Source organism: Pseudomonas aphyarum (assembly GCF_028657055.1).
In the GTDB taxonomy this organism is placed as follows: domain Bacteria; phylum Pseudomonadota; class Gammaproteobacteria; order Pseudomonadales; family Pseudomonadaceae; genus Aquipseudomonas; species Aquipseudomonas aphyarum.
Genome location: NZ_JAMDGS010000016.1, coordinates 38738 through 64092 on the forward strand (window position 1 = coordinate 38738; position 25355 = coordinate 64092).

22 protein-coding genes and 1 pseudogene are annotated in these 25355 nt (G+C 61.5%); 17 read left to right on the forward strand and 6 right to left on the reverse strand.

Features of this window, described 5'->3' with window-relative positions; translation table 11 throughout:
* Positions 1 to 51: 51 nt before the first annotated feature.
* Together M5G18_RS24400 and M5G18_RS24405 are read left to right on the forward strand one after the other, a co-directional pair.
* Positions 52 to 963 (forward strand): LysR family transcriptional regulator, encoded by a 912-nt coding sequence (locus tag M5G18_RS24400; protein WP_007953823.1) that lies wholly within the window; start codon positions 52 to 54, stop codon positions 961 to 963.
* 103 nt (positions 964 to 1066) lie between these two features.
* Positions 1067 to 1960 carry an NAD-dependent epimerase/dehydratase family protein gene (locus tag M5G18_RS24405; protein ID WP_273898237.1) on the forward strand — a complete coding sequence of 298 codons (894 nt, stop codon included), beginning with the start codon at positions 1067 to 1069 and terminating at the stop codon, positions 1958 to 1960.
* A 135-nt stretch (positions 1961 to 2095) separates the two neighbouring features.
* Here M5G18_RS24405 and M5G18_RS24410 read toward each other — a convergent pair whose 3' ends face one another.
* Positions 2096 to 2257, reverse strand: coding sequence for a hypothetical protein (locus M5G18_RS24410; RefSeq protein WP_273898239.1), 162 nt, complete (start codon positions 2255 to 2257; stop codon positions 2096 to 2098).
* A 257-nt stretch (positions 2258 to 2514) separates the two neighbouring features.
* On the opposite strand from M5G18_RS24410, the gene M5G18_RS24415 reads away from it, so the two are divergent.
* From M5G18_RS24415 to M5G18_RS24430, 4 genes are all read left to right on the forward strand, one after another.
* The gene (locus M5G18_RS24415) at positions 2515 to 3864 is read left to right on the forward strand and encodes a GntP family permease (protein WP_085608174.1); all 1350 of its coding nucleotides are present in this window, start codon (positions 2515 to 2517) and stop codon (positions 3862 to 3864) included.
* A 15-nt stretch (positions 3865 to 3879) separates the two neighbouring features.
* On the forward strand, positions 3880 to 4740 hold the full coding sequence (locus M5G18_RS24420; protein WP_007953817.1) for a MurR/RpiR family transcriptional regulator: 861 nt from the start codon (positions 3880 to 3882) through the stop codon (positions 4738 to 4740).
* A gap of 1 nt (position 4741) precedes the next feature.
* On the forward strand, positions 4742 to 6199 hold the full coding sequence (locus M5G18_RS24425) for a D-aminoacylase (protein ID WP_273898244.1): 1458 nt from the start codon (positions 4742 to 4744) through the stop codon (positions 6197 to 6199).
* A 117-nt stretch (positions 6200 to 6316) separates the two neighbouring features.
* On the forward strand, positions 6317 to 6685 hold the full coding sequence (locus M5G18_RS24430) for a glyoxalase superfamily protein (RefSeq protein WP_007953815.1): 369 nt from the start codon (positions 6317 to 6319) through the stop codon (positions 6683 to 6685).
* 289 nt (positions 6686 to 6974) lie between these two features.
* Here the strand turns inward: M5G18_RS24430 and gliR are convergent, their stop codons facing one another.
* Entirely contained in the window at positions 6975 to 8006 is a 1032-nt protein-coding gene (gene gliR, locus M5G18_RS24435) for an AraC family transcriptional regulator GliR (protein WP_273898245.1), read from the reverse strand.
* A gap of 211 nt (positions 8007 to 8217) precedes the next feature.
* Here gliR and M5G18_RS24440 point away from each other — a divergent pair, with 211 nt between their 5' ends.
* From M5G18_RS24440 to M5G18_RS24475, 8 genes are all read left to right on the forward strand, one after another.
* Positions 8218 to 9813: an FAD-binding oxidoreductase gene (locus M5G18_RS24440; protein WP_273898246.1), complete on the forward strand. Its 1596-nt coding sequence runs from the start codon at positions 8218 to 8220 to the stop codon at positions 9811 to 9813.
* A 5-nt stretch (positions 9814 to 9818) separates the two neighbouring features.
* Positions 9819 to 11414 carry a glycerol-3-phosphate dehydrogenase/oxidase gene (locus M5G18_RS24445; protein WP_273898247.1) on the forward strand — a complete coding sequence of 532 codons (1596 nt, stop codon included), beginning with the start codon at positions 9819 to 9821 and terminating at the stop codon, positions 11412 to 11414.
* 20 nt (positions 11415 to 11434) lie between these two features.
* A complete protein-coding gene (locus tag M5G18_RS24450; RefSeq protein ID WP_273898248.1) occupies positions 11435 to 13003 on the forward strand; it encodes an FGGY-family carbohydrate kinase in 1569 nt (522 codons plus the stop codon).
* 116 nt (positions 13004 to 13119) lie between these two features.
* Positions 13120 to 14406 (forward strand): phospholipase C/P1 nuclease family protein, encoded by a 1287-nt coding sequence (locus tag M5G18_RS24455; protein WP_273898249.1) that lies wholly within the window; start codon positions 13120 to 13122, stop codon positions 14404 to 14406.
* Positions 14407 to 14451: 45 nt separating this feature from the next.
* A complete protein-coding gene (locus M5G18_RS24460) occupies positions 14452 to 16410 on the forward strand; it encodes a DUF1302 domain-containing protein (RefSeq protein WP_273898250.1) in 1959 nt (652 codons plus the stop codon).
* A 148-nt stretch (positions 16411 to 16558) separates the two neighbouring features.
* A complete protein-coding gene (locus M5G18_RS24465; RefSeq protein ID WP_273898251.1) occupies positions 16559 to 17932 on the forward strand; it encodes a DUF1329 domain-containing protein in 1374 nt (457 codons plus the stop codon).
* Positions 17933 to 18025: 93 nt separating this feature from the next.
* Positions 18026 to 18271 carry a FitA-like ribbon-helix-helix domain-containing protein gene (locus tag M5G18_RS24470; RefSeq protein ID WP_192563434.1) on the forward strand — a complete coding sequence of 82 codons (246 nt, stop codon included), beginning with the start codon at positions 18026 to 18028 and terminating at the stop codon, positions 18269 to 18271.
* Positions 18268 to 18699 (forward strand): type II toxin-antitoxin system VapC family toxin, encoded by a 432-nt coding sequence (locus M5G18_RS24475; RefSeq protein ID WP_273898252.1) that lies wholly within the window; start codon positions 18268 to 18270, stop codon positions 18697 to 18699. Before M5G18_RS24470 ends, M5G18_RS24475 begins: the two co-directional genes overlap by 4 nt.
* A gap of 100 nt (positions 18700 to 18799) precedes the next feature.
* Here the strand turns inward: M5G18_RS24475 and M5G18_RS29050 are convergent, their stop codons facing one another.
* Positions 18800 to 19663: a methyl-accepting chemotaxis protein gene (locus M5G18_RS29050; RefSeq protein WP_420793312.1), complete on the reverse strand. Its 864-nt coding sequence runs from the start codon at positions 19661 to 19663 to the stop codon at positions 18800 to 18802.
* Positions 19658 to 20719 (reverse strand): annotated as a pseudogene (locus tag M5G18_RS29055) (methyl-accepting chemotaxis protein); the annotation flags it as partial. The gene M5G18_RS29050 and the pseudogene M5G18_RS29055, both read right to left, overlap by 6 nt.
* Before the next feature lie 243 nt (positions 20720 to 20962).
* Between M5G18_RS29055 and pmrG the strand changes: the two are divergent.
* Positions 20963 to 21634 carry a lipopolysaccharide core heptose(II)-phosphate phosphatase PmrG gene (gene pmrG / locus M5G18_RS24485; RefSeq protein WP_115076480.1) on the forward strand — a complete coding sequence of 224 codons (672 nt, stop codon included), beginning with the start codon at positions 20963 to 20965 and terminating at the stop codon, positions 21632 to 21634.
* Positions 21631 to 22452, forward strand: coding sequence for a phosphatase PAP2 family protein (locus tag M5G18_RS24490; protein WP_273898254.1), 822 nt, complete (start codon positions 21631 to 21633; stop codon positions 22450 to 22452). Before pmrG ends, M5G18_RS24490 begins: the two co-directional genes overlap by 4 nt.
* 65 nt (positions 22453 to 22517) lie before the next feature.
* Here M5G18_RS24490 and M5G18_RS24495 read toward each other — a convergent pair whose 3' ends face one another.
* Positions 22518 to 23951 (reverse strand): ArnT family glycosyltransferase, encoded by a 1434-nt coding sequence (locus M5G18_RS24495; RefSeq protein ID WP_273898255.1) that lies wholly within the window; start codon positions 23949 to 23951, stop codon positions 22518 to 22520.
* A gap of 68 nt (positions 23952 to 24019) precedes the next feature.
* Positions 24020 to 24607 carry a ribosomal protein S5-alanine N-acetyltransferase gene (gene rimJ, locus M5G18_RS24500; protein ID WP_115076483.1) on the reverse strand — a complete coding sequence of 196 codons (588 nt, stop codon included), beginning with the start codon at positions 24605 to 24607 and terminating at the stop codon, positions 24020 to 24022.
* A gap of 143 nt (positions 24608 to 24750) precedes the next feature.
* Between rimJ and M5G18_RS24505 the strand changes: the two genes are divergently transcribed.
* A complete protein-coding gene (locus M5G18_RS24505; protein ID WP_273898256.1) occupies positions 24751 to 25329 on the forward strand; it encodes a GNAT family N-acetyltransferase in 579 nt (192 codons plus the stop codon).
* Positions 25330 to 25355: the final 26 nt, after the last annotated feature.

The window sequence follows — 25355 nt, forward strand, 5'->3', positions numbered from 1 at the left end:
ACTATCGAAGGCCTGAGCTTGCGCAGCAGGCCTTTCGATTCGAGGACACCCGTGAAAGCCAGATCCGATGAGTTGCAGATTTTCGTCTGCGTGATCGAGTGCGGTTCGATCTCCGCCGCCGCCGAGCAGGTCGGGCAAACGCCGTCGGCCGTCAGCCGCACGCTGTCGCGGCTGGAAGCCAAGCTCGACACTACGCTGATCAACCGCACGACCCGGCGCATGGACCTGACCGAGGAGGGCAAGTATTTCTTCGAACAGGCCAAGCTGATCCTCGACCAGATGGATCAACTCGAAGAGCGCCTCTCTTCGCGCCAGCAAACCCCTTCAGGACGGCTGCGCATCAACGCCGCGTCACCGTTCATGCTCCACGCCATCGTGCCGTACATCGACGAATTCAGGCGGCTGTACCCGGACATCCAGCTCGAACTCAACAGCAATGACCTGATCATTGACCTGCTGGAACAAAGCACCGACGTCGCCATCCGCATCGGCACCCTCGCCGATTCGACGTTGCATGCCCGCTCGCTGGGTTGCAGTCCGCTGCTGATCGTCGCCAGTCCTGCCTATCTGGAAAAACACGGTGCACCGCTGCAAGTGGCCGATCTGAGCGAGCACACCTTGCTCGGTTTCACCCAGAACGAAGGCCTCAACCAATGGCCGCTGCGTTACGTGCACGGTGACCGCTGGCCGATCACTCCGGCGATCAGTGCCTCCAGCGGCGAGACGGTTCGGCATCTGGCGCTGGAAGGCCAGGGCATTGCCTGCCTCTCGCACTTCATGACCATCGACGACATTCGTGCCGGGCGGCTGAAGGTGTTGCTGGCGGAATTCAACAGCGGTTATCGCCAGCCGATCAACGCCGTGTACTACCGCAACTCGCAGCTGGCACTGCGCATCCAGTGCTTCCTGGACTTCATCCAGAGCAAACTGGCGGCTTACGCCAGCGCCGATTTCAAAGGCTGATTCGTGACCCCTGCGCAACAGTGATTTGGTTGTGGGCGGGTTTTTCCACCGGACTCGCCGGTCGATACTCGTTGCATCACTTACTCACGCAGGGAGTTTCTCCATGAACGTATTCGTCACCGGCGCTGCCGGTTTTATCGGCGGCTCCATCGCCACCGGTCTGGTCCAGGCCGGCCACGCCGTCACCGGTCTGGTGCGCAGCGCCGAACAGGCCAATGAGCTGAAAGCACTGGGCATCATCCCGGTAATCGGCACCCTCGACGACAACGCATTGCTGGCCGAACAGGCCCGTGCCGCCGACGCGGTGATCAACGCCGCCAGCAGCGACCATCGCGGCGCGGTCGAAGCCTTGCTCGATGCCCTGCGCGGCTCGAACAAAGTGTTCCTGCACACCAGCGGTTCGAGCATCGTCGGCGACGCCTCGGGCGGCAAATCCAGCGACGTCATCTACTTCGAAGACAACCTGCCGGAGCCGACCGTCGACAAGGCCGCACGCGTGGCCATCGACAACCTGATCCTCGCCGCAGCGAAGGACGGCGTGAACTCGGCCGTCATCTGCAACACCCTGATCTACGGCCACAGCCTGGGCGTCAATCGCGACAGCGTGCAACTGCCGCGCCTGTTGAAACAGGCTCGCAAAAGCGGCGTGGTGCGTCACGTCGGCGCCGGCCAGAACATCTGGTCCAACGTGCACATCGAAGACGTGGTGGCGCTGTACCTGCTGGCCCTGACCAAAAACGTCCCGGGCACCTTCTACTTCGTCGAAAGCGGCGAAGCGTCGTTCATCGACATGACCACTGCCATGGCTCAGGCCCTGAACCTCGGCGAGCCACAAGACTGGCCACTGAAAGACGCCGAAGCCGAGTGGGGCTACGAAATGGCCAACTACGGCCTCGGTTCGAACAGCCGCGTACGCGGCAAACATGCCCGCGAACTGCTGGGCTGGGCGCCGAAGCGCACGTCGGTGGTTGAATGGATTCGTAACGAAATGGTGTGAGGGTTGATTAAACCCGAGAGGGCTTTGCGACTAACCTGTGAACGGCTGCCTTTGGGCAGCCGTTTATGTTTTTGGATTTGTCTTGGCGTCGAGATTGAGTGAATTCGCCACTTTTTCAGAAACTGAATGACGACTCTATTTAGCCAGAGAAAGATGCAGAAACCTGCTGTCCTTGAGCTTCAGCTTGCGTTCAATCGATTCAACGCTTTGACCCGTTTCGATGGCTGTCGAACTGGCAATCGCGCGTATCAACGCTTCGGCAGTGAGCTTTTTGGGGCGGCGGCGCGAAGCAGTCATGGCAGGAACTCGATAGGAAGCGTCAGCCGAGTATAGCGTCTTGACTGATGTTGAAAACCTTGTGGCCCGGGCGAAACCTTCAGCCGGGTCATGAAAATCCCACCCCTCGATTTTCATTATTCGCGACAAGACATATCCAAAAACGACAACCCTTATCCCTCCACGAAAATTACTTTCACTTCGTTTGAAAACTCGATCTCGAAATGATTTATGAGTTTCACAACCCATTCGAACGTGACCCTTTCGAGGAGTACCGCATGACACCGTCCTTCGGCTATTGGCTGCTGGTGTACGCCGCCGTTGCCATCATCGCCCTGATCGTTCTGATCGCCCGTTACCGGCTTAATCCGTTCATTGTCATCACCCTGATTTCCATCGGCCTGGCGCTGGTGGCGGGGATGCCGCCGTCCGGCGTGGTGGGGGCGTATGAGGCCGGGGTGGGCAAGACGCTGGGGCATATTGCGCTGGTGGTGGCGCTGGGGACGATGCTCGGCAAGATGATGGCCGAGTCCGGCGGGGCCGAGCAGATGGCGCGCACGCTGATCGAGCGATTTGGCGAGAAGAACGCGCACTGGGCGATGGTGTGCATCGCGTTTCTGGTGGGGCTGCCGCTGTTTTTCGAAGTCGGTTTCGTGTTGCTGGTGCCGATTGCCTTTACCGTGGCGCGGCGGGTCGGCGTGTCGATTCTGATGGTCGGTTTGCCGATGGTCGCCGGTCTGTCGGTGGTGCATGCGCTGGTGCCGCCGCACCCGGCGGCGATGCTGGCGGTGCAGGCTTATCAGGCGTCGGTCGGGCAGACTTTGCTGTACGCGATTGCCATCGGCATTCCGACGGCGATCATTGCCGGCCCCCTGTACGCCAAATTCATCGTGCCGCGCATTCAGTTGCCGGCGGATAACCCGCTGGAAAAACAATTTCTCGAACGCGAACCCCGCGACAGCCTGCCGGGTTTCGGCATCACCATGGCGACCATTCTGTTGCCGGTGGTGCTGATGCTGATCGGCGGCTGGGCCAACCTGATTTCCACGCCGGGCAGCGGCTTCAACCAGTTCCTGTTGTTCATCGGCAACTCGGTGATTGCGCTGTTGCTGGCGACGCTGTTGAGTTTCTGGACGCTCGGCATTGCGCAGGGTTTCAACCGGGAATCGATCCTCAAATTCACCAACGAATGCCTGGCACCGACCGCCAGCATCACCTTGCTGGTGGGCGCTGGCGGCGGCCTGAACCGGATTCTGGTGGACGCCGGCGTCACCGATCAGATCGTCGGCCTGGCCCACGAATTTCACCTGTCGCCGCTGATTATGGGCTGGCTGTTCGCCGCGTTGATGCGCATCGCCACCGGTTCGGCCACCGTTGCCATGACCACGGCTTCCGGTGTGGTCGCACCAGTGGCCATTGGTCTGGGTTATCCACACCCGGAATTGCTGGTGCTGGCGACTGGCGCGGGCTCGGTTATCTTTTCCCACGTCAACGACGGCGGCTTCTGGTTGATCAAGGAATACTTCAACATGACGGTGGCCCAGACGTTCAAGACCTGGACGGTGCTGGAAACCCTGATCTCGGTTGTCGCTTTCGCCCTGACCGTCGGTCTTTCTTACCTGCTGTAGTCGGAGTTATCCGCCATGGACATCCTTTATCAGATCCGCGCCCGTCAGGATTCCTTCAGCGCCGGTGAAGGACGCATCGCCCGTCTGATGCTCGACGACGTAGGATTTGCCGCCTCCGCCAGCCTCGAAGAGCTGGCCCAGCGGGCCGAAGTCAGCACCGCCACGCTGTCGCGTTTCGCCCGCACCGTCGGTTGTCGCGACCTGCGCGACTTGCGCCTGCAACTGGCCCAGGCCAGTGGCGTCGGCAGCCGTTTCCTCGACCCGGCGGGCACGCCCGAACAGTCGGCGTTTTACGGGCAGATCGTCGGCGATATCGAAACCACCTTGCGCCAGCATCTGGCGGCGTTCGATGAATCACGCTTTGCCGATGCGGTGAAACTGCTGGGCCAGGCGCGGATGATCCATGCCTTCGGCATCGGCGGTTGCTCGACCCTGTGCAGCGATGAGTTGCAAGTGCGGCTGGTGCGCCTCGGTTACCCGATTGCAGTGTGCCACGACGCGGTGATGATGCGCGTCACCGCCGCCAGCCTCAGCGCCGAGCAGGTAGTGATCGTCTGTTCGCTGACCGGCATCACCCCGGAGTTGCTGGAGACCGTGGCGCTTGCGCGCAACTACGGCGCACGGATTCTCGCCATCACCCGCGCCGACTCGCCGCTGGCGGAGCTGGCCGATATCGTCCTGCCGCTGCAAGGCGCCGAAACCTCGTTCATCTACAAACCGACGGCGGCGCGCTACGGCATGCTGCTCGCCATCGACGTGCTGGCCACCGAGCTTGCGCTGGCCAATCCTGAAGACAATCAAGAACGTCTGCGGCGGATCAAACTCGCCCTCGACGAATACCGTGGCGGCGACGATCACCTGCCGCTGGGAGACTGACATGCTGTACGACACCCTGATTCGCAACGCCCTGGTCATCGACGGCAGCAACAGCCCCGGTTACGCCGCCGACGTGGCGATCCTCGATGGCCGCATCGCGCGCATCGGCGACTTGCGCGACGCCCGCGCCGCCGATGAAATCGACGCCGCCGGCCGTGTGCTGGCGCCGGGTTTCATCGACGTGCATACCCACGACGACACCGTGGTGATCCGCCAGCCGCAAATGCTGCCCAAGCTCAGCCAGGGCGTGACCACGGTGATTGTCGGCAACTGCGGGATCAGTGCCGCGCCGGTCAGTTTGCGCGGCGATCCGCCGGATCCGATGAACCTGCTCGGCTCGGCGGCGGCGTTCGTTTATCCACGTTTCAGCGATTACCGCGCAGCGGTGGAAGCGGCCAATACCACGCTGAACGTAGCGGCGCTGGTCGGGCATACGGCGCTGCGCAGCAATCATCTTGATGATCTGTTTCGCACCGCGACTGACGATGAAATCAGCGCGATGCGCGAGCAGTTGCGTGAAAGCCTGGAGGCGGGCGCCCTCGGTTTATCCACAGGCCTGGCGTATGCGAGCGCGTTCTCGGCTTCCACCGATGAAGTCATGCAACTGACCGAAGAACTGAATGCCTTCGGCGCGGTGTACACCACGCATTTGCGCAGTGAATTCGAACCGGTGCTGGAAGCGATGGACGAGGCCTTCCGTATCGGACGCCACGCACAGTCGCCAGTGATCATTTCCCACCTCAAATGCGCCGGTGCCGGTAACTGGGGGCGCAGTCCGCAGTTGCTCGCTTCGCTGGAAGAAGCGGCGAAAACTCACCCGGTCGGCTGCGATTGCTACCCGTATGCGGCGAGTTCTTCGACCCTGGACCTGAAGCAGGTCACCGACGCCCACCGCATCACCATCACCTGGTCGACGCCGCATCCGGAAATGGGCGGCCACGACCTGATGGACATCGCTGCCGAATGGAACCTGTCGTTGGTCGACGCCGCCAAACGCCTGCAACCGGCGGGTGCGGTGTATTACGGGATGGACGAGAACGACGTGCGCCGGATCCTTGCTCATCCGCTGTCGATGGTCGGCTCCGACGGCCTGCCGGAAGACCCGTTCCCGCACCCGCGTCTGTGGGGCGCTTTCCCTCGGGTGCTCGGACATTTCAGTCGCGATGTCGGCCTGTTTCCGCTGCATACCGCGGTGCACAAGATGACCGGTCTGTCGGCGGCGCGTTTCGGCTTGAAGGAAAGGGGCGAGATTCGTGAAGGGCACTGGGCGGATCTGGTGTTATTCGACCCGGCGACCGTGCGTGACGTGGCGGATTTCAACGACCCGCAACGCGCCGCCCATGGTATCGAAGGTGTGTGGATCAATGGTGTTTTGAGTTACCGCGACGGTCAGGCCAACGGACAGAGACCAGGGCGGTTCCTGGCGCGCCAGGGCGATCTGCGCGACGGCTTTCGCTGAATTTTGCTGACTGCGTCACGGTGATGGCACATTGCAATTAAAGAAAGCCATCACCAAGCCGAATTGCTGACATCCACCCCGGCTACACTCTGGGGCCAATCAGTCAGGGAGCAACCCATGAGCTTCGGCAAAACCACCCCGATCCTGCGGATTTTCGATGAAGCCAAGGCCGTGGAATTCTACGTCGATTTCCTCGGCTTCAAGATCGATTGGCAGCATCGTTTCGAACCCGGTTTTCCGCTGTACCTGCAGGTTTCGCGTGGCGAGTGCGTGCTGCATTTGTCCGAACACCACGGCGATGCAACACCGGGTTCGGCCCTGCGGATCGAGACCGATGAGCTGGAGGCGTTTCAGCAGCAGTTGGTCGCCAAGAACTACAAGTTCTCGCACCCGGGCATCCAGGCCATGCCGTGGGGCAGCCAGGACATGACCATCGCCGACCCGTTCGGCAATCGCCTGGTGTTCACCAACGCGATCAGCCTCTGAGCCAAAAGCCCCCTCACCCTAACCCTCCCGAAACGTCGGACCGCCCGGAGGGAGAGGGGACTGACCGAGGTGTCTGTCGCCATACACCGACCTGAAAGATCGTGGCGATTATGGATCCACAGGTGCGTTTTCAGGTCAGCGTAGATCGTGAGTACTTCGCAGTCGGGTCCCTCTCGATTATGGATTCACAGAATTCCTTTCAGGTCGGCGTAGATCGTTAGCATCTCGCGATCGGCTCCCTCTCCCTCCGGGAGAGGGCTGGGGTGAGGGGGGGCTGTGAGTCGCACACTTATTCGCCACCACCACTAACCCGGTGAGTCTGCCGAAACTCACCGGGCGGCATGCCGCGTCGGCTCTTGAAGGTGCGGTGAAACGAGCGCGGTTCGGTGAAGCCCAGATACTGGGCGATGTCCTGAATCGGCAAGGTGCTGTTGAGCAGGTAATGCTCGGCCAGTTCCTGGCGCAGTTCGTCGAGGATCTGCTGATACGACGTGCCGGCTTGATGCAACTGGCGTTGCAGCGTGCGCACGGACACGGCGAGATGTTCGGCCACCTGTTCCTTGCGCGGCAGACCTTCCTTGAGCAACTGGCGCAGGATGCTTTTGACCCGCTGCTCCAGCGACGCATCCTCCAGCGTCGCCATCAAACTCTGCGCGTGTTCTTCCAGCGTGCGCAGCAAATGCGCATCGGCCTGGCGCAACGGCAACTGCAAATACGGCAGCGGCACGATCAGCGCGGAATACGGTTGATCGAACAGCACCGGGCATTCGAAAAACTGTTCGTACTGTTCCAGCGTCGTGTCCGCCGGGATCGAGTGTTCCAGCCACACGGCGGCCGGCGACAGTTGGGTGTCGGCGATCCAGCGTGCGTATTGCAGCCAGGAACCGAGCACGTTTTCCACCAGATGCCGGCGAATCCGCGGGCGTTCAAAGCGGCAGCTCCAGATCAGGTGCACGTGGCTGTCGTGCACCTCGGCGCGGCTCACGCCCATGTCGCCCACCAGTTTTTCGAACGGCATGATGCGGCTCATGGCGTCGCCCAATGTCGCGCAATTCATGGTGATGTAGCCGAGCACGCTCCAGGAGTTGGGCAGCACGAAATTCGCAGCGTTGAGGCCGAACAACGGATCGCCCGAATGCTCGCAAAAGTAATCGAGCAACCGCTCATGGGTTTCACCCGGCAGGCGCAGGCTGTTGTCGCTCAACTGCTGCGCCTGCAACCCGGCCGCCGCCAATGCAGGCTCGATGGACAGGCCCAGATGTTCGGCATGGCGCAAGTACTTGAGCAGCGGCGGAACGGAGGTGAAGCCGAGCGATTGCATGACCGAATTCCCTTGATCGAGGCCGCCACGGGCGGATGAACGCCCTGAAAGGTAATTTGAATCCACGACTAAAGTAAATGGCTGACGCTTGCGCGACGTTTGACTCAATTGGCTACTCGAACTGGCCGGATGCGACCGTGACACTTTCGGCCGGCTGACTAGTATGAGGGCCTGAAATCTCACTGATCAGACTGCACAGAAGGACACACGCATGCGACGCTGGAACGGCTGGGGAGATGCAACCACGGTGGTCGAACTGCCGGCCCAGGGCGCAAGTTTTCTCCATGAACGACTCGGTGAGGGACGCGCGCTGCCCGATGCGACACTCGAAGCGGCGCTGGCCCGCGTGCCGGTCTCGCGGCTGGCGGAACACGCCTTGTACAGCATCGATGCCCATGACCGTCTGCTGCACTCACGCGGGCAGAGCCTGCCGGACTGGCTGGCGCTGCGCGAGGGGGCGCTGGGCAACTATCCCGATGCCGTAGCGTTTCCGGAAACCGGCGAACACATCCGCCAATTGCTGGCGCTCGCCCAGGCGCAGGATCTGTGCCTGATTCCCTACGGCGGCGGCACGTCGGTGGCCGGGCACATCAACCCGCCGGACTCGGTGCGGCCGGTGGTGACGGTGTCTCTGGCGCGGATGAGCCGCCTGATCGACCTCGACGAACAAAGCCTGCTGGCGACTTTCGGCCCCGGCGCCAGTGGCCCGCAGGTGGAAAGCCAACTGCGCGCTCGTGGCTACACGCTGGGGCATTTCCCTCAGTCGTGGGAGCTGTCGACACTGGGCGGTTGGGTGGCCAGTCGTTCCAGCGGTCAGCAGTCGTTGCGCTATGGGCGGATCGAGCAACTGTTCGCCGGCGGAACCCTGGAAACCTTTGCCGGGCCACTGCAGATTCCAACCTTCCCGGCGTCGGCGGCCGGTCCTGATCTGCGTGAAGTGGTACTGGGTTGCGAAGGGCGTTTCGGGATCATTTCCGAGGTCAAGGTGCGGGTCAGCGCGCTGCCGGCCGATGAGCGTTTCTACGGTGTGTTTCTGCCCAGCTGGAGCAAGGCGCTGCAAGCTATTCAACAACTGGCTCAGGCGCGGGTGCCACTGTCGATGCTGCGCTTGTCCAACGCGGTGGAAACCGAAACTCAACTGGCATTGGCCGGCCATCCGCAGCAGATCGCCTGGCTGGAGAAGTACCTGAGCCTGCGCGGCGCGGGGCAGGGCAAGTGCCTGCTGACCTTCGGCGTGACCGGCAATCGCAAGCAGAATGCGTTGTCCCTGAGTCAGGCCCGTCAGCATTTGAAAGCGTTCGGCGGTGTGTTCACCGGCACGCTGTTGGGCAAGAAGTGGGCGCAGAACCGCTTCCGTTTTCCCTACCTGCGCGAGAATCTGTGGAACGCCGGTTACGTGGTCGACACCCTCGAAACCGCCACCGACTGGAGCAACGTCGACAACCTGCTCAACCGCATCGAAAACAGCCTGCGGGATGCCTTGGCGGCCGAAGGTGAGCGAGTGCACGTGTTCACCCATCTGTCCCACGTCTACGGCGAAGGCTCGAGCATCTACACAACTTACGTGTTTCGTCCGGCGGCGGACTATCCCGCGACGCTCGCTCGCTGGAAGGCCCTCAAGCACGCGGCCAGCCAGACCATCGTCGACAACCATGGCACCATCAGCCACCAGCACGGCGTGGGCAAGGATCATGCGCCGTACCTGTTACGCGAGAAAGGCGCGCTGGCGATAGACACCTTGCAGGCGCTGAGCCGGCACTTCGACCCGGCCGGGCGTCTGAACCCCGGCACGCTGTTGCAGGAGTGACCGCCATGAGCGCGGACTGGAACGCCGAATGGCGCCAGCAAATCCTGCCGACATTGGCGGGTGAAACCTGGGATTTGATCGTCATCGGCGGCGGCATCAGCGGCGCCGGCATCCTGCGTGAAGCCGCGCGCCGTGGCTGGCGTTGCCTGCTGCTGGAACAGCGTGATTTTGCCTGGGGCACCTCCAGTCGATCCTCGAAAATGGTCCATGGCGGTTTGCGCTATATCGCCAAGGGCCAGTGGCGGCTGACCCGCGATTCGGTGCGCGAACGCCAGCGTCTGCTCGACGAGGCGCCGGGGCTGGTGGAGCCGATGAGTTTCATGATGCCGCACTATCGCGGCGGCTTTCCCGGGCCGCGAGTGTTGGGTGGTCTGTTGTCGATCTATGACGCATTGGCCGGACGCCGCGACCATCGTTTCCATGATGCGCAGCAACTGCGTTATCTCGCTCCGGGCGTGAAAGAAAATGACTTGCTGGGCGGCACCTGTTTCATCGATGCGCTGACCGATGACGCACGGCTGGTGATGCGCGTATTGAGCGAAGCACGGGCCGACGGCGCGGTGGTGTTCAACGGTGTACGCGTCGAACATCTGCTGCGGGAAAACGGGCGGGTGTGCGGGGTTCAGGTCGAAGACTGTGAGGCCGGCGCATCACTGCAATTGCGTTGCGGTGCGCTGGCGGTGGCCACCGGGGCCTGGGCCGAACGCTTGCGCCCGTCCGAGGCGCCACGCCAGTTGCGCCCGTTGCGCGGCAGTCATTTGCTGCTGCCGGGCTGGCGCTTGCCGGTGGCGCAGGCGTTCACGTTTCTGCATGAGCGGGATCGTCGGCCAGTGTTCGTTTTCCCGTGGGAAGGCGCCACAGTGGTCGGCACCACCGACCTCGATCACCGGGAGAATCTGGACCAGAGCGCGAGCATCAGCGCCGAAGAACTCGACTACCTGCTGGCCGCCTGCCGACAGCAGTTTCCCGGCGCCGAAGTGACAGCGGCCGACGTGCTTTCAACCTGGTCCGGCGTACGCCCGGTGGTGGGCAGCGCGGCGGGTGAGCATCAAGACAAACCGTCGAACGAAACCCGTGAACATGTGCTGTGGCAGGAGCCGGGTTGCGTCACCCTGGCCGGCGGCAAGCTCACGACGTTCCGCCCGCAAGCCATCGAAGTGCTCAAGGCCTGCGCCGACATGCTCGGCCGTTCTTTCGAAGATGATGCCGCGCCGGTATTCGCCGCCGTGCCGCCACTGACAATCCCCGGCCTCAGCCCCGGCCAGTGGCGACGCCTGGCCGGGCGACACGGCCGAGACTTGTCGAGGTTGGCGCAACTGCTCGCCGAACTGGGCTACGAAACCGTCGGTGCCACTGACACCTTGTGGGTGGAACTGGCCTTCGCCTGCGAAGCGGAAATGGTCCTGCACCTGGATGACTTGCTGCTGCGCCGAACCCGTTTGGGCCTGTTGCTGCCCCGTGGCGGCGCGGATTATTTCCCGGATATTCGCCAACTCTGCCAACCACGGCTGGGCTGGAACGACGAACGCTGGCAACAGGAACAGCAACGCTATCAGGCGTTATGGCAACGTCATCACGGCCTGCCGGAATTCGCGCAGTGATGCCCCTCGAAGAGAGCTCCATGGACAACCACCCGAACAAGCGTTACCTGCTGGCCATCGACAATGGCACCCAGAGCGTGCGCGCGCTGCTCTTCGATTTGCAGGGCAATCTGCTCGGCAAGGGCAAGGTTGAATTGCAGGCCTATTACTCGACGCAACCGGGCTGGGCCGAGCAGGACCCGGAGTATTACTGGGCGAAACTAGGCGAGGCCTGCCAACAGGTGTGGGCGCAAACCGGCATCGATCGTTCGCAGATTGCCGGGGTTTCTCTCACAACGCAGCGCGGCACGGTGATCAACGTCGACGCCGAGGGCAAACCGCTGCGCCCGGCGATTCTCTGGCTCGATCAGCGCCAGAGCGAAGTCGAAGGCGGGATCAAGGGACCGTGGGGCTGGCTGTTCAAACTGGCCGGCGCGCAGGCCACCGTGGATTACTTTCGCGCCCAGGCCGAGGCTAACTGGATCGCTCGCCATCAACCTGACGTGTGGGCGGCGACCGACAAGTTTTTGCTGCTCTCGGGGTTTCTCACGCATCGCCTGTGCGGACGTTTCGTCGATTCGGTGGGCTGTTGCGTCGGTTACCTGCCATTCGATTTCAAACGCCTGCGCTGGGCCGCGCCACGTGACTGGAAATGGCAGGCGCTGGCGGTGCGTCCCGAGCAGCTGCCGACCTTGCACAAACCCGGTGAAACCCTCGGCCACATCAGCGCCGAAGCGAGCCGCCACACCGGCATTCCCGAAGGCGTTCCGTTGATCGCGGCGGGGGCCGACAAGGCCTGTGAAGTGCTCGGTTCCGGCGTCGTCGACTCGGGCACGGTATGCCTGTCTTACGGCACCACGGCGACGATCACCAGCACCCGCTCGCGCTATCTGGAAATCGTCCCGTTGATTCCGCCGTACCCGTCGGCGGTGCCGGATCAGTACAACTGCGAGGTGATGATTTATCGCGGCTACTGGATGGTCAGCTGGTTCAAGAACGAGTTCGGCCTGCGGGAAATGCAGCAGGCCAAGGAGCAGGGCATCGAGCCCGAGCAACTGTTCGATGCATTGGTCGATGCGGTGCCGCCGGGCTCGATGGGGTTGATGTTGCAACCGTATTGGTCGCCCGGTATTCGCGAACCGGGCGTTGAAGCCAAAGGCGCGATGATCGGCTTCGGTGACGTGCACACCCGCGCGCACATTTACCGCGCGATCCTTGAAGGCCTGGCCTACGCATTGCGCCAGGGCATGGAGAAAATCGAGAAGCGCTCGAAGATCTCCGTCACTCGTTTGCGAGTTGCTGGCGGTGGCTCGCAAAGTGACGCGGCGATGCAACTGACGGCGAATATTTTCGGCCTGCCGGCGGAGCGTCCGCACGTCTATGAAGCGTCCGGTCTGGGCGCGGCGATTTGCTGCGCGGTGGGGCTGGGGCTGCACGCGGATTTCCCCACGGCGATCGCGGCGATGACCCGGGTTGGCGCGGTGTTTCAGCCGCAACCCGAGGCACAGCAGGTCTATGAACGACTGTACAAGGACGTCTATCTGCTCATGTATCGACAGCTCAAACCGTTGTACCAGAGCATCCGCAAGATCACCGGTTACCCGGCCTGAAAGAACATCGCGCGTGGCGCTATCGGAGAACTTTTCTGGTGAGATCGGACAGTGTCAGAGGCGGGGTCGGTTGTTAGGCTCGATCCCCACGGCACACATAACAAGAACCAGAAGCAATGAAGCTGATCTCCCTCCTGCTGCTTTGCGCAATGGCCCCCACGGCGTGGGGCTGGTCGAACCATACGGTGGGCAGCTACCTGGCGTTGCAGGACCTGCCGGCGTTGCGCGATGCGTCGCCCGTCGAAGTCGAACCGCTGGAGCAGTTTCTCTCCGAGCAATACCCGGCCATCGTCGCGTTGCTCGATGAGCAGGAGCGCTTCGCCCGCGAACACTTCAAGCAATACCCGCCGCGTCCCGACAACCTCAAGCTGCCCGCCACGCCGAGCGACAATCTGCGCCACGACTTCCTCACCGCGTTGCGGATCAATCCACAGATTTATCTGGCGATGGTCATCCAGCCGCTGCCGGGCAAGGACCTTCCCGAGCGCGAGCATCTGCAGGCCGATCAGGTGATGGTCGAGCAAACACTTTCACCCTGGAATCGCCAGCGTTTCATTCGCGTGGCCGATCATGAAAAAGTCGCGCCTCTGGCCGTGCTGGCCAGCGCCGCCGATGAGCCGGATTACGGCCACGACATCAATTTGTTCAGCGACAACCCCGGTGAAGTCGCCGCGTTGTACGGCTTCGGCCCGCAGCCGTTTGGCGATGCGCGCTTCCAGTACAGCTCCCAGGCGCCGTTCCACATGGGCTTCTTCCATGAGAGCCCGGTGGTGTACGCGGCTGCCGGATTTCTCGAGCGCAGCTGGCCGGACTGGCGCGCGTATCAGTACATGGGACTGGCGCGACTGGCGTTTGCCAGCGGTCATTCCTACTGGGGATATCGATTTCTCGGCTGGGGCCTGCACCACGTTCAGGACCTGACCCAGCCGTATCACGCCAAGCCGTTGCCCGGCGTCGAACTGCCGAGCCTTCTGCTGCTGGAGGGCAAGGCGCTGGCCGGTTTTGCAGAGGACAAACAGGCGTCCATCGAACGGGTCGCGACCCGCCACATGGAAGTCGAGAAATACCAGTCGACCTGGCTGCGCCGGGTACTGCGCGCCGGTCAGCCACATCCGATGCTCGACGCTTACGCCGATGCCGCCGGGGACGCGCATTACCCACCGTACTCCGTGGACTACCTGCGCGAAGTGGTGAGTGCCGAGTCGGTCGACGACTCCGCGGCCTTCGATGAAGCCATCGGCCAGTGGCTGGAAACGGCGCCGGTCACCAGCGATTTCAGCGCGGGCAATCAGTTGCAGCGCGAGACCTTCGAGCATCCGCAACTCAATCAACAACTGCTCAGGCTGCTCGGCCATTTCGGCGCCCACAGCCGGATTTATGTCCGTGCGGGGCTGGCGCCCTAAGCATCGCGGCAACATACAACAATAAGAACAGGGAAGGAGGAACAGATGATCAACACTCGATTGCGCCTGTCTGGCGTAGCGCTCCCCGGTGTCGGTTTGGCAGGGCTGCTGCAACTCTGCGCAGTCGACGCGGTGCAGGCTGCCGAGTTCAGCGTGCTGGACAATCAGGTCACCGGCTCGCTCGACACGACTTTGTCCTATGGCCGTTTGTGGCGGGTTCAGGGCCGCGACAAGACCAACGATGACGTCAACACCAACGACGGCAATCGCAACTTCGACACCGGTCTGGTTTCCGAGGTTTACAAGATCACGTCGGAGCTGGAAGCCAACTACCAGAACTACGGGATGTTTCTGCGCGGGACGGCGTTCTACGACACCCAGTTGATGGACAAACGCAACGACTACTACCACAACAACAGCCCGTCGCAACCGAGCCAGAGTTATCCCCAGGACGACCGTTTCACCAGCCAGACCCGCGACATCGCCGGCAGCCGGATCGAGATGCTCGACGCCTATGTCCATGGCACCTGGGACGTCGCGACCATGCCGGTCACCGCGCGGGTAGGGCGCCAGGTGTTCAACTGGGGCGAGGGGGTTTTCTATCGCGGCGGGATCAACACCACCAATCCGGTGGACGCGGCCAAGTACCGCTTGCCCGGTGCCGAGGTCAAGGAAGTGCTGGTGCCGGTGGAGGCGCTCAGCTTCAACATCGGCCTGAGCGACAACCTGACGATGGAGAGTTTCTACCAGACCAACTGGAAGGAAACCCGCATCGATCCGGTCGGCACGTTCTACTCGCAGACCGACCTGTTCGCCGACGGCGGCAACACCGCCTACAACAACTTCAGCGGCACCGCGCTTGATACGCCGGTGCCGGGTTTCGGCAATGTCATCGGTCTGTACAGCGCATTGGGCAACAATCCATTACTCGGCCCGGCCCTGAAGTCCACCGGCCTGTACGCCAACGGTGTGACCCCGGCCTATGGCAACACCCTCAAGGTCGCGTCGATCGGCAAAGACTACAACGCGCGCAACGACGGTCAGTTCGGCTTCGCCTTCCGCTACATCGCCGAAGAACTCAACAGCACCGAGTTCGGCCTGTACATGGTCAATTACCACGCCAAGGAACCGACCATCGCTGCCGACCTTGGCGGCTACAACGGCATCGACATGAATGCCCTGACCAACATGCTCTCCAGCGTCGCCGGCAGTCAGGCCGGGGCCCTCGCCAACGGGCTGGCGACTGCCGATGTGATGGGCAACATCCAGGCCCATCGACGCTATGCCGAAGACATCCGCATGTACGGTTTCAGCTTCAACACAACGCTGGGCGAGGCATCCGTGTTCGGTGAAGTGGCCTATCGTCCGAACCTGCCGATCGGCGTCGCGGCCACCAACGATTTGATCGGCGACCTGGCCAATGGCGCTGCCGCAGCGGTGTCCGGCAAGACCATCAACGTCGGCGGGCAAATGGTCACCCTCGACAGCCAGATCAACAACGCCGAGCGGGTGGAGGCGTTCAACACTTCGTTGGGCAGCATCTACAACTTCGGCCCGACGCTGTCGTTCGACTCGATGTTCGGCATCTTCGAACTGGCCTCCGAGCACCTGCGCGGCAGCAGCCTGCAATACACCGCCTATGACGGCAGCAACCGTTACTACGCCGGCACCGGCAACACCTCGTATGTGTCCGGCGGTGATCGCGACGATCAGGTCAACCGCGATTCCTACAGCTACACGGTGATGTTCAACGGCACCTGGAACGACGTGTACGCCGGGGTCAACGTCTCGCCTTACGTCGTCTACAAGGACGACTTCAAGGGCAACAGCTACCAGGCCGGCAACACCATCGAGGGCCGCAAGGCCTACACGCTGGGGATCAAGGCCAACTATCAGAACAGGCTCGAAGCCGAGTTGCAGTACACCGAGTTCTACGGCGGTGGGCAGAACAACGGCATTCGCGACCGCGACAACGTCGGTTTCAACCTCAAGTATTTCCTTTGATTTTCGAGTGTGGTCTTCAGGGCACTCATCCCCCTGTGGGAGCGGGCTTGCCCGCGATGACGGCAGCACTTCCAACATCAATGCAGGCTGATCCACCGCAATCGCTGGCAAGCCAGCTCCCACAGGTTTTTGAATTCGGAGAACGAACATGTTTCCTGCATCACGACTGACCAAGACCACACTGGCGTTGCTCTTGAGCCTCACCGCCGCCAGCACGCTGGCCGCCATCTCGCCCCAGCAAGCCGAACAACTGAAAACCTCGCTCACCCCCCTGGGCGCCGAGCGCGCCGGCAACGCTGCCGGCACCATCCCGGCCTGGACCGGCGGCATCACCCAGGCGCCGGCCGGCTACAAACCCGGCCAGCATCACCCGGATCCGTACGCGGCGGACAAACCGCTGTTCACCATCACCAAGGCCAATCTCGACCAGTACAAGTCGCATCTCAGCCCCGGCCAGATCGCTCTGTTCAACAGCTACCCCGACACTTTCCAGATGCCGGTCTACCCCTCGCGCCGATCCGGCTCGGCCCCGCAATGGCTGTATGACAACACCCTGAAAAATGCGACCTCGGCCAAACTGCTGGAAGGCGGCAGCGGATTCGCCGATGCCTATGGCGGCGTGCCGTTCCCCGTGCCAAAGGATGGGGTCGAAGTGCTGTGGAATCACATCACTCGCTATCGCGGCATCTACGTCGTCCGTCGCGCCTCCGAAGCACCCGTGCAACGCAACGGCAGCTTCGCGCTGGTGACCTCGCAGCAGGAAGGCTTCTTCAACTACTACCGCCCGGGCGGCCAGTTCGCCGACCTGAAAAACATCCTGTTCTACTACCTCGCCTTCGTGAAAAGCCCGGCGCGCCTCGCCGGTGGTGCCGCGCTGGTGCACGAGACACTGGACCAGCTCAAGGACGCCCGCCAGGCCTGGATCTATGACGCCGGCCAACGCCGCGTGCGCCGCGCACCGAACCTTGCGTACGACACGCCGATCGCCTCATCCGATGGCCTGCGCACCGCAGACGACACCGACCTGTTCAACGGCTCACCGGACCGCTTCGACTGGAAGCTCAAGGGCAAGCAGGAAATCTACATCCCCTACAACAACTACAAAGTCGGCAGCCCCGACGTGAAATATGCGCAACTGCTCACCCCCGGTCACCTCAACCCGCAATACACCCGCTACGAGCTGCACCGGGTCTGGGTGGTCGAAGGCACACTCAAGCCAGGCTCACGGCATATCTATTCCAAACGCGTGCTGTTCCTCGACGAAGACAGCTGGGGCGCCGCACTTGTGGACCAATACGACGGGCGAGGGGAGCTGTGGCGCGTGTCGATGGCCTACCTGAAAAACTTCTACGACCTGCCCACCACCTGGAGCGCGCTCGACGTCTTCCACGACTTGCAGGCGCGTCGTTATTACGTGCAAAACCTGGATAACGAAGAGGCCTCCACCGTCGACTTCTCGCAACCGGTGCCGGAGGATTCGTATTTCATGCCGTCGGCGTTGCGGCAGCGGGGGACGCGGTGAACAGGTAAATCGGCCGTTCGGCAGTTTTCAAGTTTGAGAAAGATCCAGTGTGTTAACCTGCAATCAATGATTTCATTGATTGCGGGAGGCATCATGGCCAGCATCACCATTCGAAACCTTGATGAAAAGCTCAAGGAGCAGTTGCGAATCACCGCTGCTCACAACGGACATTCCATGGAGGAAGAGGCTCGTTTGATACTCGGCCGAGCCTTGGCAGCAGTTGATCGCGCCGGAGGTCTTGGAAGCCGGATACGCAATAGGTTCAGTGCTGTAGGCGGAGTGGACCTTGATCTGCCTGAGCGTTCAGAGAAAGCTACCGGGGTGGATTTTTCTGAATGATAGTGCTCGATACCAACGTTCTTTCAGAGTTTATGCGCGTCGAACCTGAGACCCGGGTGCTTGCCTGGGTTGATGCACAACCTGCGATGGATTTGGCAGTCAGCGCGATAACAGTGGCGGAAATACTCCACGGAATCGCACGGCTTCCCTCGGGCAAGCGCAAAAAAAATCTTGAAGCCCTTGCCATGGCGATGTTCGAAGAGGACTTCGCCGGACGCATTTTGCCATTTGATGCTCATGCCGCAGTTGAGTACGCGACACTGGTTGCAGACTGTGAATCAAAGGGGCGAACCGCGTCGATGGGAGATGCTCAGATTGCAGCCATCTGTCGAACTCACGGAGTGCCGATTGCTACTCGCAATGTGAAGGATTTTGAGTTCAGCGGGGTTGAGGTGATTAATCCCTGGGTGACCGTAGCGATGCCTTAGCCGTTTGTAGCGCTCTCGCAAAAAAGCCCGCGCCCGAAGTGATGATGAATCATTTCGGGCGCGGGCTTTTTCGTTGTAGATCGCTATTCGACGCTAAACATCAAACGCGGAAATGGCTCACCATCTGCTGCAACTGCCCACCCAACCGCGCCAGTTCAACACTCGACTTGGCCGTCTCATCACTCGCCGCCGCCGTCTGTTCCGAAACGTCGCGGACGTTGATGATGCTGCGGCTGATTTCTTCGGCCACGGCGCTTTGCTGTTCGGCGGCTGCGGCGATCTGCTGGTTCATCGACTGGATATTCGACACCGTGCGGGTGATGTTTTCCAGGGACGAGCCGGCCTTGCGGGTCAGGGCGACGCTGCTGTCGGTCAGGGCGCGGCTGTTGTTCATCACGGCCGAGACTTGCTGAGTGCCGTTCTGCAGACCGGCCACCAGGCCTTCGATTTCCTCGGTGGATTTCTGTGTGCGCTGGGCCAGGCCACGGACTTCGTCGGCGACCACGGCAAAACCACGACCGGCTTCACCGGCGCGGGCAGCTTCAATGGCGGCGTTGAGGGCCAGCAGGTTGGTCTGTTCGGCCACGGCCTTGATTACATCCATGACGCTGCCGATCTTGTCGCTTTCCTGTTGCAGCACGCTCATGGCTTCGGTGGAACGCACCACTTCGCTGGCCAGACGCTCGATCTGGGCGATGGCTTCGTTGACCACCTTGTCACCTTCGCGGGCTTCGCCGTCAGCGGCGGCTGCGGCTTGCGAGGCTTCTTCGGCGTTGCGCGCGACTTCCTGCACGGTGGCGGTCATCTCGTGCATCGCGGTGGCGACCTGATCGGTCTCGACCTTCTGGCTGTTCACGCCGGCGCTGGTCTGTTCGGTCACGGCCGACAGTTCTTCGGCGGCGCTGGCGATCTGGGTCACGCCGTCGCGGATGCCGCTGATCAGGTCGCGCAGGGTCACGCCCATGCGCGCGATGCCTTGTTGCAGCACGCCGAGTTCGTCGCGGCGGGTGACGATCACGTTGTGGCTCAGGTCGCCGCTGGCGATGCGGTCGACCACGGCCATGGTTTCCTGCAGCGGACGGGTGATCTGACGGGTGATGATGAACGCTGCGATGACACCCACCAGCAAGGCCAGCAGGGTGCTGATCAGTTGCAGGGTGCGGGCCTGGGCGCTTTCCACGTCACGACGGTCAAGCTGGATCTGATACAGCTGCTCGCTCAGGGTCACGATGGTCGCGCCCTGATCGGTCATTTCCTTGCGCGCCTGCACGGCATCGGTGTTGGCATTCTTGAAGGCCTGCAAGGCGCTGCGGTAGTTGGTCAGCGCGGTCTCCAGCTGACGCAGGGCGTCCTGCTGCGAGCTGGCGAAATGCACGTTCAGCTGCTTGAGGCTGGTGATGGCCACGTCCAGTTGGCCGACGGCTTTCTGCTCGGTCTCGGCGTTGGTGGTGGCGGTGTAGCCGCGCACTTCGTAACGCGCCAGGATGAAGGCTTCCTTGGCGGCGGTGATGGCCTGGAACTGCTCGAAACGCTGTTCGCTCATGTCCATCTGCTGGACGCGGGCGCTGATCGATTCGATCAGGTTGTACGCGGTCTCGGCATTGGCGGCCATGGTGTCGCGCGCCGTGTTGCCGGTGCGGTAGGCGTTACGCATCTTGTTCAGGGACGTCTGGTACTCGGCGATGGTCGCCGCCTGCTCCTTGAGCAGCTTGACGTTTTCCGGACTCTTGAAGCTGCTGATCAGCTTCTGCTGTTGGGCGGCGAAACCGTCGAGGGTAGTCTGCACGTTCTGCGCGGCGGTTTCATCGCCATTCGTCAGCATGTATTGCAGGCGCACCACGCGCAGTTTGGTCAGGCCAGCGTTGAGCTGGGTGATGTCGCTCATCCAGTTGCTGCGGTCAATCAGGCCGCCCAGGCTGGTCCAGCCGGTGAGCGCCAGGATGCAGGTCAGGGCCAGGACGAGGCCGAATCCGAGCCCCAGTTTCAGGTTAACGCTGATGTTGCCGAACCAGCTATTCATCACAAATCCTCCAGAAAACGTTGTGCGTCTTGATCGTCGGTCAGGCTGGAAGATTGTTGTTTTTTTGAGCCAGCAAGGGTGTTAGCAGGACTGTATCGGCCGCAAATCCGATAGCTGAAAGGATTTTGTCCTACGGAATTTGTAACAAGCGCCCCCAAGACTTTTTTCACATGGGTTTCACTGCCTGCCCACGCCGTGCTCTTTAACCTCGCCGCATCGAATGACAAGTGATGGCGGCTTTTTGTGGAATTGCGACTGAGTCTGTTCGGCGTCAAGCGCTCGATTGATCTGAGCGGTCTGGCCCGTTTTCGAAACACCTGGGTGGTATTGGCGGCGTCGGCGCTGGTGATTCCGCTGACCCTCTGGCTGCTCGCCCCGGCGGCGGTGCCTGACCTTGCCCACGGCAATGTGGCCGGGGCGCAGGCGCTGAAGGACGGCTGGGACAAGGGCGAGATGATCGTGCTGGTACGCCATGTCGAGCGCTGCGACCACTCGAAAGCCCCGTGCCTGAGTGGCAATGATGGCATCACCGACCGTTCGCGCAGTGTCGCGGTGAGCGTCGGCGCGCAGTTCGAGCAGTTGGGCCTGGACAAGGCCGACGTCTACAACAGCCCGATGATGCGCACCGTGCAGACCGCCGGCTACATGTTCAACAAGGCCGCGACCGGCGAAGACTGGCTGATCAGTTGCAAGGGCCGGATGCTGCAGGACGCGCTCGCGCACAAAGTACCGGGACGCAACCTGATTCTGGTGACCCACAGCGAATGCATGGCGCAGCTGGAAAAAGACCTCAAGGTGCCGGCCTCGACCCTCGGGTACGGCGCATCGCTGTTTGTTTCCGCCGCCAGCCCGGCGGCCCCACAGATGCTCGGCTTCATTGAAGCCTCCGACTGGCGCACGGTGACCACCCAATGAAATCCCGCTTTTATGCTTACAACTTCGGCATCCCGCTGCTGTGTGCCGCGCTGGTGTTCCTGATGTTCGACATGACCCGTATCGACATCGCTTTTAGCAACCTTCTGTTCGATCCACTGAGCCAGACGTTCCCGCTCGACAAGATCCACTTCTTCGAAAAACTGACCCACAAGTGGGCGCGGATCATTCCGAACTGGACCGCCGAAATCGCCTTGATCGGCGCCATGCTGTCGTTTGTCTGGCCGCTGGTGAAACCGCAAAAGCATCCGCGTCTGGGCGGTTTTCTCGAGCGCTGTAAAGTCGCGCCGGTGCTGCGTTTTGCCGCCGATCATCGTAGGGATTTTCTGTTTGTGGTGGTGGCTTTCGCGGTCTGCACCGGGGTGATCCATTTCCTCAAGGCGCACACCAGCGTTTACTGCCCGATCGAGACCACGCTGTACGGTGGAAAGATGCCGCACATCGAGTGGTACAACAATTTCCAGCTGTTCCACGAAGCGGGTGAAGGGCGTTGCTGGCCGGGCGGTCATGCTTCCGGTGGCTTCACCATGCTGGCGCTGTATTTCGTGGCGCGTCGTTATCAGTGGCGTTTCTCCAGCGCGTTGCTGTGGGGCTCGCTGCTGCTCGGTTTTGTCTACGGCACTACGCGAGTCCTACAGGGCTGGCACTACATGTCCCACACGTTCTGGGCCGGTATCTTCGTCTGGCTGGCGTGTTTGCTGACGGCGCTGGCGTTCTACGGGCGGTCTCGTCTGGAATTGCCGGTGTTGAGCATGCGTGAGCGGAAGGTGTTCGGCGCGCAGCCTGAGGTTTCTCTTTGAGTCCTCGCCGCTGAAATGAAAAACCCGCCATCACCGGCGGGTTTTTCGTTTGTGCTGTCGTGGCATCAATAGCCCACGAAGTAATACGCCTGGCGCCCGACCATCATGGTTTTGTGGACTTTCAGCGGGGCGGCGGGTTCGCTGTCTCCCGAGATCACGGCGATGTTCGATGGCGATGCACTGAGAAAGTCCCGTAGCTGTGCATCGGTGTCCAGGCCCTTGAGGACGCTCTGGGTATAGAACACGCTGGCGCCGCCGACACGTTCGTTGGCTTGAAACAGCGCGACTTGATTGCCGCTCGCTTGCAGCGACTGGATGTGATCGGTCAGCGGCAGGAACGACAGATGTTTATCGGCGTTTGGCAGTGCCCATTGCGCGGCACCTAGATAGCTGGTGATGACAATCGTCAGTATCCCCGCCGCCAGTGTCTGACGATGACGGGCGATTCGTCCGACAAAACCATTCTTGTGATCCTTCAGCTTGTCGAACAGCACGCCCGCATATTCCGCTGCAATCACTGCCGCTGCGGGTGTCATCGACATCAGGTACACCGTGCGTTTGCTCGAAGCCAGGGTCAGCAGGATGAATTGCGCGATGATCCACAGGCTGAAAAACAGCAGGTAACGGTTGGCCTTCAGTTCCTTGCGAAAATGCCACAGGCCCAGGTACACCAGAATGTTCCAGGGCAGGAACGCCTGCGGCAGTTTGGCGAGGTAGTAGTAAAACGGCTCGTAGTGGCCGGCTTCGACGAACGATCCGCTGAAACGCCCGACGCTGTTGGTCAGCAAGACTTCGCTGACCGCCTGGACGCCGCCGCGCTGATAGAGCACGGCGAGCCAGATCATCAGCGGGATCAGGCCGACCAGGGTCAGCAAACCCGGACGCAGCCAGTCCGTCAGTTTGAAGCGCTTGTCCATCAGATTGTCGGCCAGCAGATAAGCGAAAATCACCACCCCCGGCATCGCCAGCCCGAGCACGCCTTTGCTCAGCGTGGCGATGGCAATCCCGGCTACAAACAACAACGAATTGGCCGGAGTCGGTGCTCGCTGCGCCTGGAAGAACGCCAACAGCGCCGTGGTCACACCGAGGGCGAGCAACGCATCCTCGCCGACCCCACGCACGTTGCTCCAATAGCTGGCCATGGTCGCCAGCAGAATCCCCGCCGTCCAGGCGATGGCCTTCGGGCGTTCGAAGCGGCGCAACATTGCATACAGCAGCATCACACTAAGCAACCCGGCCACCGCCGACGCCAGTCGCACTGCCCAGGGCGAGACGCCGAAAACACGCAGGGCGCCGGCGTCCAGCCACAGGCTCAGGGGCGGTTTTTCCAGAAAGGGCTCGCCGAACAGACGCGGTGTCACCCAGTCGTTGTCCAGGTGCATTTCCATCGCAATGCCCGCGACCCGGGCCTCGGTGGAGCCTTGCAGTTGATGGTTGCCAAGGGCGAAAAAGAACAGCAGGGCGGCAAGCAGAAGCAGGGAAGAGGCGGCACGCGACATGGGTTCAGGCAACCGGAAATGAGCGGAAACCCGAGCTTACGCGGCCAATCCTTAATAATTTGTGAACGTCAGGACAGCGGTCGTGACCAGCGTTGCTCCGGCGTTTCGAAACGCGGATTGACCCGCGCCGTCAGCACATGATCCTGCCAGCGCCCGGCGATATTCAGATAGGCCTTGGCATAACCTTCACGTTCAAAACCGAGGCGCTCCAGCAACCGGGCGCTGCGTTCATTGCCGGGAATATAGTTGGCCATGATCCGGTGCAGGTTCTGGGTGTCGAACATGTAGGCGATGGCCGCCTCCAGCGCTTCCTGCATCAACCCCTTGCCCTGATGCGCCTCGTCGATGTGATAACCCAGATAACACGCCTGGAACGCACCACGGATGATTCCGCTGAAATTGCAGGCGCCGATCATTTGCTCGCCATCCGGAGTCAGCAACGCCATGTGCACCGCCAGCCCGGCTTCGAAGGCGCTGGCCTGTATCTCCAGGCGTCGGCGGATCTGTTCGGTGGAGAAATAGTCGGTGGTGCGAATCGGTGACCACGGGGCGAGGTGACGTTGATTGCGCTGGTAAAAAGCGCTTTCCAGCGGCGCCTGATCCGGGTCGAGTACCGCGAGCGTCAGGCGTTGACAGGGCAGGGTCAGCAGCGGCATCGGGTGCTCCGGAGGCATGAAGTGATAGACAGAATTGTCCGGCCGAACGGAAAACACAACTGGATAGCCGACCGCAGAACCCTATAAATTTCGCTGATTCACTTCACATCCGGTTATGTGATTAGTCGTTCAAGGAGGACATGATGGAATGGGCATTCAAGGCGGGGGAGCAGTCGCTGCGACTGATACCGGCGGATCCGGCGTTTTACTCATTGTTTCAGCAGGCGCTGAACGCCAGCTACCTCGATCATTCTGAGTTTCTGCCCTGGCCGTGTGAGTACACCAACGCAGAGCAGGCGCTCGAGTTTCTGCTGAAGGCCCGAAAAGAGTTCAACAGCGAAACCGGCGAGCGACGATGGCTGATCGTGACCGAGGACGGGCAAGCGCTGATCGGTTGCATCGGACTCAAACCCCGCTCGCGCAACCGCTACGTCGTAGGCTATTGGGCCAACACCGAGCAATCGGGCAAGGGATACATGCGCGCCGCCCTTACACATCTGCTCAACAACCTTTCTGAATTCACCTTTTACCTGACCGCGTCCTCCGCCAATGCGCGAAGCCGGCGTCTGGCCGAGGCCGTGGGGTTTGTGTTGATCAGGATCCACCCAGGGGCCCGGCAATCGGAGCGGCACGGCGAGCAAGACACCTGCGTCTATCGCCTGCCCGGCGAAACGCAGGCGAAAAAAAGCCCGCAGGAGCGCGGGCGAACCGTAGTTTCTTGAATGAGCGAGGCCAATGTACACGGCCA

Bases quoted from the DNA above. Each gene is read 5' to 3' on its own strand.
- M5G18_RS24405 (WP_273898237.1), top strand. From the start codon at position 1,067: ATGAACGTATTCGTCACCGGCGCTGCCGGTTTTATCGGCGGCTCCATC.
- M5G18_RS24410 (WP_273898239.1), bottom strand. From the start codon at position 2,257: ATGACTGCTTCGCGCCGCCGCCCCAAAAAGCTCACTGCCGAAGCGTTG.
- M5G18_RS24415 (WP_085608174.1), top strand. From the start codon at position 2,515: ATGACACCGTCCTTCGGCTATTGGCTGCTGGTGTACGCCGCCGTTGCC.
- M5G18_RS24420 (WP_007953817.1), top strand. From the start codon at position 3,880: ATGGACATCCTTTATCAGATCCGCGCCCGTCAGGATTCCTTCAGCGCC.
- M5G18_RS24425 (WP_273898244.1), top strand. From the start codon at position 4,742: ATGCTGTACGACACCCTGATTCGCAACGCCCTGGTCATCGACGGCAGC.
- M5G18_RS24430 (WP_007953815.1), top strand. From the start codon at position 6,317: ATGAGCTTCGGCAAAACCACCCCGATCCTGCGGATTTTCGATGAAGCC.
- gliR (WP_273898245.1), bottom strand. From the start codon at position 8,006: ATGCAATCGCTCGGCTTCACCTCCGTTCCGCCGCTGCTCAAGTACTTG.
- M5G18_RS24440 (WP_273898246.1), top strand. From the start codon at position 8,218: ATGCGACGCTGGAACGGCTGGGGAGATGCAACCACGGTGGTCGAACTG.
- M5G18_RS24445 (WP_273898247.1), top strand. From the start codon at position 9,819: ATGAGCGCGGACTGGAACGCCGAATGGCGCCAGCAAATCCTGCCGACA.
- M5G18_RS24450 (WP_273898248.1), top strand. From the start codon at position 11,435: ATGGACAACCACCCGAACAAGCGTTACCTGCTGGCCATCGACAATGGC.
- M5G18_RS24455 (WP_273898249.1), top strand. From the start codon at position 13,120: ATGAAGCTGATCTCCCTCCTGCTGCTTTGCGCAATGGCCCCCACGGCG.
- M5G18_RS24460 (WP_273898250.1), top strand. From the start codon at position 14,452: ATGATCAACACTCGATTGCGCCTGTCTGGCGTAGCGCTCCCCGGTGTC.
- M5G18_RS24465 (WP_273898251.1), top strand. From the start codon at position 16,559: ATGTTTCCTGCATCACGACTGACCAAGACCACACTGGCGTTGCTCTTG.
- M5G18_RS24470 (WP_192563434.1), top strand. From the start codon at position 18,026: ATGGCCAGCATCACCATTCGAAACCTTGATGAAAAGCTCAAGGAGCAG.
- M5G18_RS24475 (WP_273898252.1), top strand. From the start codon at position 18,268: ATGATAGTGCTCGATACCAACGTTCTTTCAGAGTTTATGCGCGTCGAA.
- M5G18_RS29050 (WP_420793312.1), bottom strand. From the start codon at position 19,663: ATGGGCGTGACCCTGCGCGACCTGATCAGCGGCATCCGCGACGGCGTG.
- M5G18_RS24490 (WP_273898254.1), top strand. From the start codon at position 21,631: ATGAAATCCCGCTTTTATGCTTACAACTTCGGCATCCCGCTGCTGTGT.
- M5G18_RS24495 (WP_273898255.1), bottom strand. From the start codon at position 23,951: ATGTCGCGTGCCGCCTCTTCCCTGCTTCTGCTTGCCGCCCTGCTGTTC.
- rimJ (WP_115076483.1), bottom strand. From the start codon at position 24,607: ATGCCGCTGCTGACCCTGCCCTGTCAACGCCTGACGCTCGCGGTACTC.
- M5G18_RS24505 (WP_273898256.1), top strand. From the start codon at position 24,751: ATGGAATGGGCATTCAAGGCGGGGGAGCAGTCGCTGCGACTGATACCG.